Genomic DNA, 12672 nt, shown 5'->3' with positions numbered 1-12672 from the left:
ACGGACTTCCGTGGGCGCCTTCGGTACGACTGTGCGTCAGGCGACGGAAACGGCCCGACGGGCGAACCGGCGGCGCCCATCCTGCAACGCCGTGCGCAGGCCGCGACGCTTACCGGTGGCCGGGTCGAAGCTCGGTATTGCGGCGCCATCGAATTTGCGCTCCGAAGCGGTCTCGGGGGCGTCGTCGGCGGTCGCGCGCAGGTACTTGTTCGGCAGTGCCAGCTTCAGGATGGTGCGCCAGGACTTGAAGTACTGCACCGGAAGCGAGCCGGTGGTGTAGGGCAGGTCGTACTTCTCGGCCAGGGCGCGCACCCGCACCGCGATATCGGCGTAGCGGTTGCTCGGCAGATCGGGGAACAGGTGGTGTTCGATCTGGTGGCTCAGATTGCCGGTCATGAAGTGCATGACCGGACCGCCGGAGATATTGGCGCTGCCCAGCATCTGGCGCAGATACCACTGGCCCTTGGATTCGCCGTCTATATCGGCCTTGGTGAATTTCTCGGCGCCGTCCGGGAAGTGGCCGCAGAAGATCACCGCATTGGTCCAGATATTGCGGATGATATTGGCGGTCAGGTTCGCGGTGAGCGTCGAGACGAAGGCGGGGCCGGTGAGCAGCGGGAACAGGAGGTAATCCTTTCCGGCCTGCTTGCCGATCTTGACCAGTACCTCGCGGCGCTTGACCTCGAATGCGGCCCGCTCCGGCGAGCCCTCCTTCAGCCGGTGCACCTTGCCCAGCTCCAGATGCTGGATCGCGACGCCGTATTCGAAGAACAGCTGCAGCATCAGGTTGTAGGCCGGATTGCCGATATTGAACGGCCTCCACCGCTGATCCCGGGTGACGCGCAGCAGGCCGTAGCCGATGTCGTCGTCCATGCCGAGCACATTGGTGTACTTGTGGTGCAGGTAGTTGTGCGTCTGCTTCCAGTGCTTGGAGGGGCCGGTGTTATCCCATTCCCAGGTGCTGGAGTGGACTTCCGGATCGTTCATCCAATCCCACTGCCCGTGCATGACGTTGTGCCCGATCTCCATATTCTCGATGATCTTGGCCGTGCTGAGCAGGGCCACACCGGCGAGCCAGGCGGGGGGCAGGAAACTGGCGAACAGCACCGCGCGGCCGCTGATCTCGAGCGCACGCTGCAAGCGGATGACATTGCGGATATACCGCGCGTCCCGAGCACCGCGCGAGGCCTCGATATCGCGCCGGATCGCGTCGAACTCCGCACCGAGTGCCTCCACATCGGCTTCGGTGAGGTGCGCGTATTCCTTGACATCCGAGATCGCCATGGCGGTTACAGTACCGTAAGTTACGAGACCGTAGGTTGCGAGGAGTATCTCCGAAGTGTGGCAAATCCCCCATTGCGAATGTGGCTGGGGGGTGCTAGTTCACTTCCGGCGGCGGATGCTGCGGAGCGCCCGCTCGCGCATGGCCTTACGCTGCAATGTCGCCTTCTCCTGACGGGCCTTTTCCTGCAGCGCCAGCTTGGCCTCGCGCAGCACTTCCTTCTCGTGCCGCGCCTTCTCCCGCAGCACCACCTTGGCCTCGTTGAGCGCCGAGCGCAGGCCGCGACGCTTACCGGTCTCGGGGTCGACGGGCAGCCAGTGCGTCTCGTTCCACTTGTCGGCCCAGCGCTCGGCATTGGGCATCGACGGCATGGCGGGCAGTGAGATACCTGCGAACTTGTGCTCCGAGGAGGTCTCCGGTGCGTCATCGGCGGTGCGCTTGAGGAAACGGTCCGGCAGTGCGAGCTTGTGGATGGTCCGGAAGGCCAGCAGATACTGCTTGCCGAGGGAGCCGGTGGTGTAGGGCAGGTCGTACTTGTCGCACAATTCGCGGACCCGCTCGGCGATTTCCGGATACCGGTTGCTCGGCAGGTCGGGGAACAGGTGATGTTCGATCTGGTAGCAGAGGTTGCCGCTCATGAAGGCCATCGCGGGTCCGGCCTTGAAGTTGGCGCTGCCGAGCATCTGGCGCAGATACCACTCGCCGCTGGTCTCGCCCTCGAGCTGCTCGATGGTGAATTTCTCGGCGCCATCGGGGAAGTGGCCGCAGAAGATCACCGCATATGCCCACAGGTTGCGCACCAGGTTGGCGGTCGCGTTCGCCTTGAGCGTCGACATGAAGGCCGGTCCGGTGAGCGCGGGGTAGAACAGGAAGTCCTTGGCCACCTGGCGGGTTATCTTGCGGGCGAACTCCTTGTTCGGCTCCGACATCCGCTCCTTGGGCGGCGTGCCGGAGAGTTCCTTCTCGATGCTCAAGTCGTGCAGCGCGATACCCCATTCGAAGGTGGCCGCGAGCAGGATATTGGCCAGCGGCTGGATCAGATGGATCGGCCGCCACTGCTCGTCGCGGGTCATCCGCAGGATGCCGAAGCCGAGATCCTCATCCTTGCCGAGCACATTGGTGTAAGTGTGGTGCGAATAGTTGTGCGCCCGCCGCCACTGCGCCGACGGCCCGGTCATATCCCACTCCCAGGTGCCGGAGTGGATTTCCGGATCGTTCATCCAGTCCCATTGCCCGTGGCTGATGTTGTGCCCGAGCTCCATATTCTCGATGATCTTGGCGACCGACAGGAGCGCCGTCCCGGTCAGCCAAGCCCACCGATTGCGGCTGCCGAACAGCACCGCGCGCGCTAGCACTTCCAGGCCACGCTGTGCCGCGATGGTGCGCCGGATGTACTTTGCGTCACGCTCGCCGCGGGACAGTTCGACGGACCGCCGAATGGAATCGAGTTCTTGCCCCAGTGTTTCGATGTCAGCCGCCGTGAGATGGGCGAACGCTTTGATATCGGCGATGGCCACCGGGGTCCTTTCCCTGACTGGATTTATCTCGAGGGTACCTGGCGGATCCCCCGGGGACGGTGCGTCTGCGAGTGTCGCTGTCTCAGATGTCGAGTGTGCAGTCGCCCGCTGCGGCCGAGATGCAGGTCTGCACCTTGTCACCTTCGCGGCGCTCGTCACCATTGCGCAGATCGCGGGTATGTCCGGAAGTCAGTGTGACGACACAGGTTTGGCAGATGCCCATCCGGCAGCCGAACGGCATCTGTACACCGGCGGATTCGCCAGCCTCCAGCAGACTGGTCGCGCCGTCGACCTCGACCGCGCGCCCGGTATTGCCGAATGTCACGGTGCCGCCCTCACCCACGGCGGAGCGCTCGATCTCGAAGCGCTCGACATGCAACCGGTCGCTGATGCCCGCCTCGCGCCAGTGTTGTTCGATCTCGTCGAGCATGGCGGCCGGACCGCAGGCCCAGGTCTGGCGCTCGCGCCAATCCGGGAATTGTTCGTCCAATGTGGTCAGGGAGAACCGGCCCTGCTCATCGGTGAGGTGCAGATGCGAGGAGAAACTGGGGTGGCGATCGTGCAGATCGCGCAGTTCGGCGCCGAACATCACATCGTCGCGGGTGCGCGCGGAGTGCACGTGCACCACATCGGTGACCACATCGCGGCGATCCAGCGCGCGCAGCATGGCCATGACCGGGGTGATACCGCTGCCCGCGGTGAGGAACAGCACCTTTTCCGGCGGCGGCGACGGCAGCACGAAACCGCCCTGCGGTGCGGCCAACCGGACGATGGTGCCCGCGGCGACACCGCTGACAAGGTGGCTGGACAGGAAACCCTCGGGCATCGCCTTGACCGCGATGGAGATCAGGCGCTTGCCCCGATGTTCCGGATCGGTCCAATTGGGCGGGCAGGTCAGCGAGTACGAGCGCCAGTGCCAGCGGCCCTCGACCAGAATGCCGATGCCGATGTATTGACCCGGCTCGTATTTCCAGTCGAAGCCCCAGCCCGGCTTGATGACCAGGGTGGCCGAATCGGCGGTTTCCTTGCGCACCTCGACAATTCGGCCGCGCAGCTCACGCGCCGACCACAGTGGATTCGCCAGGTGTAGATAGTCGTCGGGCAGCAGTGGCGTGGTGACGCGCGCGACGGCGCCGCGCAGTACGTTCAGCCGTCCGCCGCGCTCGGCGACTTCCGCCGCCGGAGCCTCCAGCCACTCCCGGACCGTGCGCACCGAGAGTGCCGCTTTTTTCAAGACCATTGCCGCCGTTCGTCTCCCTGTCGTAGCGACCGGTGAAGCCGCCTCGCAGCCAGGTTACGGCATCGTAGGTTAGTGCGGGATACGCAGGCCGCCGCGTCACGGCTCACCTCGCTGGTGCTCGGTTCCGCCGTGCCCCGAAGGGCGCTGTATTTTTGGTTCACTCGCTGGCGCTCACAGTAATTCGAGCAGGAACGGCAGCTCCTGGGCGGCGTACCAGGCCAGCTGATGGTCCTCGGCATCACCGAGCACGAATTCGGCATCGGCATCGCCGAGGTCGGCGGCATCGACGACATCGACCGCCTTGGCCACCTCGGGTTCGGCCTCGGCCAGGTCGACGTGCACCGAGGCGATCCGGTCGTATCCGATCGGTCCGGCCAATCGCACCACCGCGTCGTCGAGGTCGGGGCGCAGCTTCGCACCGGTTACATCGGCGGCGATGACCGCGCGGCGATAGACCGGGCTGTGGTAGGTGGTGGCAGGGTCGTCGGCGTCCTCGTCGTCGGACGCCTCGGTGGCCTCCTCGCGCTCGGCGGCGAGCAGGCGCAACGAGGCCCGCGCGGCCTCGGCCATCGCGACCTCGGCCAATTCTTCGTCGTCACCGGAGGCATAGGCCTCGCGCAGCGTCGGCGTGACCGCGAAGGCGGTGCCGCCGGTCGGGCGCAGTTCCCGGTTCGCGACGAGCTCACGCAGCATCGGCACGGTGGCGGGGATATAGACCCGCATGGTGTTCTCAGACGCAGGCACCGAGCATCTCCTCCATGGACTCGTGCACCGACGCGGCCAGCACGCCGATATCGGCCATCGCGTCGCGGTCGGCGTTGAGTCCGTAGAAGACGCGTCCGTCATAGGACGTGATCCCGATGCTCGAGGCCTGGTTGCGCAGCAGCGGCGACACCGGATACATCTCCAGCATCCGCGCGCCGCCGATATACATCGGGGTCTGCGGACCCGGTGCGTTGGTGATCACCAGATTGAACGTGTGCTCTGCGAACGTACTCGCCGCCCGCACACTCATCGCATGCAGGCTCGCCGGAGCGAAGCCGGCCAGGTGCACCAGGGTGCGCGCCCGCACGCCGCGCCGGTGCTTGCTGTTGGCCTCGGTGGCGTGGGAGATGTGCGATAGGCGCATCACCGGATTCGGTTCGCCCACCGGCAGATCGATGAGGAACGAGGAGACCTCGCTGGCCGGTTTCAGCTGGTCGTCGATGCCTTCGACATAGACCGACATGGGCACCACCGCGCGCAGCACAGTCGATTCGGTGAGCGCCTCACCGCGCGAGAGCAGCCAATTGCGCAGCGCCCCGGTGACGACGGCCAGGATCGCATCGTTGATCGAGCATTCGAAGCGCTTGCGGATCTTGCGGTAGTCCTCCAGGTCCGTGCGCACCACATCGAAGCGGCGGTTGCGGGAGGTCTTGGCGTTGAGCGGGCTGTCCGGTGCGCCGACGGTGGCCGCGCGCACGGCCGAAACCATCGAATCCACCGCCTTGCCCGCGGCCTCGACCACCGAGAACGCGTGCGCGCTCGCGTCGCGCGCCACTTCGAGCGCTTCGCGCGGCTGCGCGGACAGGTGGGTGAGCGCGCCGATCAGCAGTTCCACCTCGTTGGGTTCGCGCGGCGCTACCCAGGCGTCATCGGCGATTCCGCGCGGTGATGCGCTGGTATCGAGGATGACGTGCCCGATCTCGAGTGCGGTATCCCCATCGACGAGTGCCGAGTGGGTTTTGGTGAAGATCGCGGACCGGCCCTCCGCCAGGCCCTCGATCAAGTACATCTCCCACAGCGGGCGACTCTGATCGAGCGGTCGCGACGCCAGCCGAGCCACCAGATCGTGCAGCTGACAGTCGGTTCCCGGAGCGGGCAGTGCGGAGCGGCGAATGTGATAGGTGATATCGAAATGGCTGTCCTCGACCCAGACCGGGCGGCCCAGCGCGAACGGGATTTCGCGCACTTTCCTGCGGTAGCGGGGGACCAGGGAAAGCCTGCTCTCCACCAGATCGACCAGTTCGTCGTAGTCGAGTGCCGTTTCCCCCTGTGCGGAGTCGCTACCTCGGACGATCGCGAGAGAGCCGATATGGATCGGATTGCTGCTCGACTCGAGCCGATAGAACGACGTGTCCTGCGGCGTCAATCTCGTGATCACGCTGCCCGGTGCTCCTTCCGATGTGGCTCCCACCCGAGCCGTCTCATCGCCCATTGTGGTCGCCCACAACGGTTCGTCCTGCCCCCTGTGGCGTATCCAGTGATATTCGCGCACCCCTTTACCCACGCCAGGTTCCGTGGAAGGCTGCTTTGGTTCGAGACCGGAGGAGCTCGATTCGATCACAGTAATCGGGGTGCCGTACAACGGATGCCTTTTGAGCCGCGCTGCCCCTTGGTGTCGTCGTATGCCGTTGGAAATGGGTCGTCCCTGGTAGACAGGGTTCGCGGCGTTCGGAACGACGAACGACTTACATCGTATGACACCGATGCTGAAACAGGTTCCGGTCCATCGGATTCCCACCAGTTCCGACCGCCGACACACGGGTACGGTGAGAAGAAACGGCTGCCGCCTCGGCGGCAGCGGCGGATGCGGCGCTATGTCGCTGGTCATCGGCACCTAAAATGGATGCCGCATTACCATGAAGCGTGCTGCGGATTCCGCCATGCTCGGCGGGGGCCATGTGCACACTGCCCGCCCCGGGTGACGGCCGAACATTTGACACACCGACCAGAGGACTGACGAGACCCGTGCCTGCGCTGACACTGACGAGGTTGCTACGGATTGGTGAGGGACGCACGGTCAAGCGGCTCGCCCACCTCGCGGATGAGGTCCTCGCGCTCGGGCCCGAGTTCGAGGAGCTCACCGACCACGAGTTGCGTGCCAAGACCGACGAGTTCAGGGAGCGCTACGCGGACGGCGAAACGCTGGACGATCTGCTCTTGGAGGCGTTCGCGGTGGCCCGTGAGGCGTCCTGGCGAGTGCTGAACCAGAAGCACTACAAGGTGCAGGTGATGGGTGGCGCCTCGCTGCACCTCGGCAACATCTCCGAGATGAAGACCGGTGAGGGTAAGACCCTGACCTGTGTGCTGCCGGCCTACCTCAACGCCATCTCGGGCGACGGCGTGCATGTGGTCACGGTCAACGACTACCTGGCCAAGCGTGACGCGGAGTGGATGGGCCGCGTGCACCGCTTCCTCGGCTTCGAGGTCGGCGTGATCCTGTCCGGTATGACACCGGCCGAGCGGCGGGTGGCCTACAACGCCGACATCACCTACGGCACCAACAACGAGTTCGGCTTCGACTACCTGCGCGACAATATGACGCACTCGCTGGACGATCTGGTCCAGCGCGGCCACAACTTCGCCGTGGTCGACGAGGTCGACTCCATCCTCATCGACGAGGCCCGCACCCCGCTGATCATCTCGGGTCCGGCCGACGCCTCCTCGAAGTGGTACGCCGAATTCGCGCGCATCGCACCGCTGTTGAAGAAGGACCTGCACTACGAGGTCGATATCAAGAAGCGCACCATCGGTGTGCACGAGGCGGGCGTGGAGTTCGTCGAGGATCAGCTCGGCATCGACAACCTCTACGAGGCGGCCAACTCGCCGCTGGTCAGCTACCTGAACAACGCCATCAAGGCGAAGGAGCTCTACCACCGGGACAAGGACTACATCGTCCGCGACGGCGAGGTCATCATCGTCGACGAATTCACCGGCCGCATCCTGGTCGGGCGTCGCTACAACGAGGGCATGCACCAGGCGATCGAGGCCAAGGAAGGCGTCGAGATCCAGCCCGAGAACCAGACCCTCGCCACGATCACGCTGCAGAACTACTTCCGCCTCTACGACAAGCTCTCGGGTATGACCGGTACCGCCGAGACCGAGGCCGCCGAGCTGCACCAGATCTACAGCCTCGGCGTGGTCCCGATCCCGACGAATAAGCCGATGATCCGCGCGGACCAGTCCGATCTGATCTACAAGACCGAAGAGGCCAAATTCGCGGCCGTGGTCGACGATGTCACCGAACGGCACGAGAAGGGCCAGCCGGTGCTGATCGGTACCACCAGCGTCGAGCGTTCGGAGTACCTGTCCAAGCAGTTCACCAAGCGCGGCATCGCGCACAACGTGCTGAACGCGAAGTTCCACGAGAAGGAAGCCGAGATCATCGCCGAGGCCGGTCGGCCGGGCGCGGTCACGGTCGCGACGAATATGGCCGGTCGTGGTACCGACGTCGTGCTCGGCGGTAACCCGGACATCATCACCGACATCATCCTGCGCAAAGAGGGGCTGGATCCGGTGGAGACACCGGAGGAGTACCAGGCCGCCTGGTTGCCGACGCTGGAGCGGGTCAAGGAGCAGACCGCCGAGGACGCCGACCTGGTGCGCGATGCGGGTGGTCTGTACGTGCTCGGCACCGAGCGGCACGAATCGCGGCGTATCGATAACCAGCTGCGTGGTCGTTCCGGCCGTCAGGGTGATCCGGGTGAGTCCCGGTTCTATCTGTCGCTCGGTGACGAGTTGATGCGGCGCTTCAACGGCGCCGCGCTCGAGGCCATCATGACCAGGCTCAACCTGCCCGATGATGTGCCGATCGAGGCGAAGATGGTCTCCAAGGCCATCAAGAGCGCGCAGACCCAGGTCGAGCAGCAGAACTTCGAGATCCGCAAGAACGTGCTCAAGTACGACGAGGTGATGAACCAGCAGCGCACCGTCATCTACGGCGAGCGCAACCGGATCCTGCGCGGCGAGGATATGGAAGGCCAGGTCCAGGAGATGATCACCGACGTGGTCACCGCGTATGTGGACGGCGCCACCGCCGAGGGCTACGTCGAGGACTGGGATCTGGACAAGTTGTGGACCGCGCTGAAGACGCTGTACCCGGTGGGCCTGGACTACAAGGAGCTGACCGGTGAGACCGGTGTCGGCGAGGCCGGTGATCTGACCAAGGACGAACTGGTCGAATCGCTGCTCGATGACGCGCACGACGCCTACGAGAAGCGCGAACAGCAGATCGACGGTCTGGCCGGCGAGGGCTCGATGCGTAATCTCGAACGCCAGGTGCTGCTTTCGGTGCTGGACCGCAAGTGGCGCGAGCACCTCTACGAGATGGATTACCTCAAGGAGGGCATCGGCCTGCGTGCCATGGCGCAGCGCGATCCGCTGGTCGAATACCAGCGCGAGGGCTTCGACATGTTCGCCGCGATGCTCGACGGCCTGAAGGAGGAGTCGGTCGGCTTCCTGTTCAACCTGCAGGTCGAGGTGCAGCAGCCGCAGCCCGAGGGCGTCGCGGTCGAGCCGGGCCTGCGCTCGCCGGTCGGCGCCACCGCGCCGCGTCCACTGCCCACCCAGGAGGCGCCGGTCGGCAATGGCGCGCCGGCGGCGTTGCGTGCCAAGGGGATCGGCGATTCCCGGGCCAACAACGGCTTCCACTATTCGGGTCCGGACGAGGGCGGCCACGCCGCGGTGCACAGTGATGCCGAGGAGTACGGCGACGGCGGCACTCGCCGTGAGCGCCGCGAGGCGGCCCGCGCGCAGGCCAAGCCGAAGCGCGCACCGAAGTCGCGGCGTCGGCACTGAGCGATCACGAAGGCGCCCATGGACTTCAAGTCCGTGGGCGCCTTCGTCGTCGGTGCAGCGGACTCTTTCGAGCGACCCGCAAGCAGTCGCTAACGGCCACGAGGGGTGGTGCGGCGGAGTAGCTTACGAGGCGTGGACCGGGACGCTGTCGAGAAATGGGTCGGTGGTTATGAACGGGCCTGGCGTGCGCCGGGTACCGCGATGCTCGGGGAGCTGTTCACCCGCGATGTCGAGTATCTGGTGTCGCCGTGGGCGGAACCGATTGTCGGTCTCGAACCGCTCGAGGTGTTCTGGGAGGCCGAGCGCAGTGGGCCGGATGAGGCGTTCACGATGGCAGCCGAGGTTGTCGCGGTGCAGGATTCGACCGCCGTGGTGCGGGTGAGCGTGGAGTATCGGTGGGATACGTTGTCGCGCTGGCGGGATCTGTGGGTATTGCGGTTCGACTCCGACGGTCGGTGCGACCGATTCGAGGAATGGCCCTTCGCGCCTGAACAGGCCGACGGGCACTGACTACCAGGATTCGTTGGAGTTCAGCGCGGTCAGCAGGAGGCGGATCGCGGCGATTCGGCGTTCCTTGCCGGGCAAGGTATCCAGCGCGCATTCCGGATCCGCTGGGGGACCGAGATGGGTGCAGCCGCGGGGACAATCCTCGATGGCGGCGGCCAGATCGGTGAAGGCGGCGATGACATCGTCGGGGGTGATGTGAGCCAGTCCGAAGGAACGGACACCGGGTGTGTCGATTACCCAGCCGCCGTTCGGGAGCGGTAGGGCGACGGATTGGGTTGAGGTGTGTTTGCCCTTGCCCACGCCGGAGACTTCGCCGACCGCCCGATCCGCATCGGGCACAAGGCGATTCACCAGCGTCGATTTGCCGACGCCGGAGTGGCCGATGAAGGCGGTGAGTCGGTCGGTGAGCAGATCGAGGACCGGATCGCTCGGGTCGTCGATGCCGCCGTAGATGATGGCGAGGTCGAGATCGTCGAAGGCGGCGGCGAATTCGGATTCGGCGGCCAGATCGTGTTTGGTCAAACACAGAATCGGTTGCAGTCCACCGGCATACGCGGCGACCATGGCACGTTCGACGAAACCGGTGCGCGGCGGCGGATCGGCGAGGGCGACCACGATGAACAGCTGTTCGGCATTGCCGACGACGATCCGTTCGAAGGGATCGGTGTCATCCGCGGTGCGGCGCAGGACGGTTCGGCGTTCCCCGACTCGGACGATGCGGGCCAGGGTATCGGGTTTGCCGGACAGATCGCCGACCACGTCGACCTGATCGCCGACGACGATCGGAGTGCGGCCCAGTTCCCTGGCCCGCATGGCGACGATCAGCTTGTCCGGATCGCCGCCGAGCACGCAACCCCAGCGACCGCGGTCCACCGAAACGACCATGGCCGATTCCGCATCATTGTGCTGCGGACGGGTTTTCGTGCGTGGACGAGAGGATTTGCCCGGGCGCACCCGGACATCCGACTCGTCGTACTCGCGCTTTCTCAGCGGGCCGCTCCCTGATCCGAGAGCGTGGGATCGAGCATCTGTTCCCACAGGCCGACGAATCCGGGCAGCGTCTTGGCCGTGGTGCCGATATCCTCGATTTCCACGCCGGGCACCCGGAGTCCGAGAATCGCACCGGCCGTTGCCATTCGGTGGTCGGCATAGGAATGCCAGCGGCCGCCGTGCAGCGGGGCCGGGGTGATCTCGAGTCCGTCCTCGGTCTCGGTGACATTGCCGCCGAGCCGGTTGATCTCGGTGGACAGGGCCGCGAGCCGATCGGTCTCGTGACCGCGGAGATGCGCGATACCGCGCAGCCAGGACGGCGAATCCGCGAGTGCCGCAAGGGCGGCCACGGTCGGGGTCAACTCGCCGACATCGTGCAGATCGATATCGATGCCGGCCAGGCGCTCCGGGCCGCGCACGGTCAGCACACCATCGAATCGGGTCACCTCGGCGCCCATGCGCACCAGGATCTCCCGGATCACGTCACCGGGCTGGGTGGTCAGGCGCGGCCAATGTGGGATGCGGACCTCGCCGCCGGTGACGGCGGCCGCGGCCAGGAAGGGCGTCGCATTGGACAGGTCGGGCTCCACATCCCAGTTCACCGCGCGGATCGGGCCGGGTGCGACGGTCCAGGTCTGGGCTTTGCGGCTGTCGGCGGGGGCATCGACGGCGACTTCGGCGCGTCGCAGCATCTCCACCGTCATCTCGATATGCGGCATCGAGGGCAGTGCCTTGCCGTCGTGGTGCACCACGATGCCCTCGTCGAACCGGGCCGCCGACAGCAGCAGTCCGGAGACGAACTGGGAGGACCCGGAGGCATCGATGGTGACCGCGCCGCCGCGCAGCGCACCCTTGCCGTGCACCGTGAACGGCAGTGCGTCGCCCTCGATTTCCGCACCGATCCGGCGCAGTGCTTCCAGGATGGTGCCGAGTGGGCGAACCCGGGCTTGCTCGTCACCGTCGAAGGCGACATCGCCGGTGGCCAGTGTCGCTACCGGGGGCAGGAAGCGCATGACGGTGCCGGCGAGGCCGCAGTCGACGGTGCCGCCGTGCAGCGGCGCGGGTGTCACGGTCAGCGTTTCGGCGTCGCCCTCGATCCGGGCGCCCAATGCGCGCAGGGCGCCGATCATGAGTTCGGTATCGCGGCTGCGCAGCGCGCCGGAAATGGTCGAGGGACCCTCGGCGAGTGCGGCCAGGATCAGGGCCCGATTCGTGATCGATTTCGATCCGGGCAGGGTCACGGTCGCGTACACGGGGACATCGACAGGGGGCGCTGGCCAGAAGCTCACCTGTCCATCTTCGCCCATCGCGTCACCGGACACACGGGCTGGGCTGTGTTTGATTTGCCGCGCCTGTGGCGCGGCGTGTTCGCGGCCCCCTGTGTCTCGCGTCCGAGTCGTCGAGACTCGCGACTTCGTCGCATGCGCTTCGACGACTCGGACGCGAGACGGGCCGCGAACGGGTCGCTCGTAAGACTCGCTCCGTTGTTGGTCGCTCACGGCGGATCGTTCGGCACCTTATGCACGCATGCCGGGCGACGGAGTTCCGCGACTTCGTCGCATGCGCTTCGACGACTC

The 12672-nt window shown here is 65.7% G+C and carries 9 protein-coding genes; 2 read left to right on the top strand and 7 right to left on the bottom strand.

From position 1 onward, the window contains the following. Positions 1–36: 36 nt before the first annotated feature. The 5 genes from OIE68_RS24320 to OIE68_RS24300 all read right to left on the bottom strand — a co-directional run bounded on the left by OIE68_RS24320 (position 37) and on the right by OIE68_RS24300 (position 6182). The gene (locus tag OIE68_RS24320; protein WP_327093418.1) at positions 37–1284 is read right to left on the bottom strand and encodes a fatty acid desaturase; all 1248 of its coding nucleotides are present in this window, start codon (positions 1282–1284) and stop codon (positions 37–39) included. Between the two features lie 99 nt (positions 1285–1383). Further along, positions 1384–2799 carry a fatty acid desaturase gene (locus OIE68_RS24315; protein ID WP_327093417.1) on the bottom strand — a complete coding sequence of 472 codons (1416 nt, stop codon included), beginning with the start codon at positions 2797–2799 and terminating at the stop codon, positions 1384–1386. Positions 2800–2881: 82 nt separating this feature from the next. Further along, positions 2882–4039, bottom strand: coding sequence for a ferredoxin reductase (locus OIE68_RS24310; protein WP_327093416.1), 1158 nt, complete (start codon positions 4037–4039; stop codon positions 2882–2884). Between the two features lie 171 nt (positions 4040–4210). Next, the gene (locus OIE68_RS24305; protein ID WP_327101782.1) at positions 4211–4762 is read right to left on the bottom strand and encodes a DUF6912 family protein; all 552 of its coding nucleotides are present in this window, start codon (positions 4760–4762) and stop codon (positions 4211–4213) included. A gap of 7 nt (positions 4763–4769) precedes the next feature. Next, positions 4770–6182 carry a wax ester/triacylglycerol synthase family O-acyltransferase gene (locus tag OIE68_RS24300; RefSeq protein WP_327093415.1) on the bottom strand — a complete coding sequence of 471 codons (1413 nt, stop codon included), beginning with the start codon at positions 6180–6182 and terminating at the stop codon, positions 4770–4772. A 587-nt stretch (positions 6183–6769) separates the two neighbouring features. On the opposite strand from OIE68_RS24300, the gene secA reads away from it, so the two are divergent. Beyond that, complete coding sequence (gene secA, locus OIE68_RS24295) at positions 6770–9598, top strand: preprotein translocase subunit SecA (protein WP_327093414.1); 2829 nt, start codon at positions 6770–6772, stop codon at positions 9596–9598. A 132-nt stretch (positions 9599–9730) separates the two neighbouring features. Further along, on the top strand, positions 9731–10108 hold the full coding sequence (locus OIE68_RS24290) for a nuclear transport factor 2 family protein (RefSeq protein ID WP_327093413.1): 378 nt from the start codon (positions 9731–9733) through the stop codon (positions 10106–10108). Here the strand turns inward: OIE68_RS24290 and rsgA are convergent, their stop codons facing one another. Together rsgA and aroA are read right to left on the bottom strand one after the other, a co-directional pair. Continuing rightward, positions 10109–11143: a ribosome small subunit-dependent GTPase A gene (rsgA, locus tag OIE68_RS24285; protein WP_419150557.1), complete on the bottom strand. Its 1035-nt coding sequence runs from the start codon at positions 11141–11143 to the stop codon at positions 10109–10111. It lies immediately after the preceding gene. Then, the gene (aroA, locus tag OIE68_RS24280; protein WP_327093412.1) at positions 11092–12402 is read right to left on the bottom strand and encodes a 3-phosphoshikimate 1-carboxyvinyltransferase; all 1311 of its coding nucleotides are present in this window, start codon (positions 12400–12402) and stop codon (positions 11092–11094) included. The genes rsgA and aroA overlap by 52 nt, the downstream gene beginning before the upstream one ends. Positions 12403–12672 lie beyond the last annotated feature (270 nt).

It is taken from the genome of Nocardia vinacea (assembly GCF_035920345.1).
GTDB classification, from domain to species: Bacteria; Actinomycetota; Actinomycetes; order Mycobacteriales; family Mycobacteriaceae; genus Nocardia; species Nocardia vinacea_A.
The sequence above is the reverse complement of the archived record's forward strand: the minus strand, read 5'-3'. Positions and strand labels throughout refer to the sequence as shown.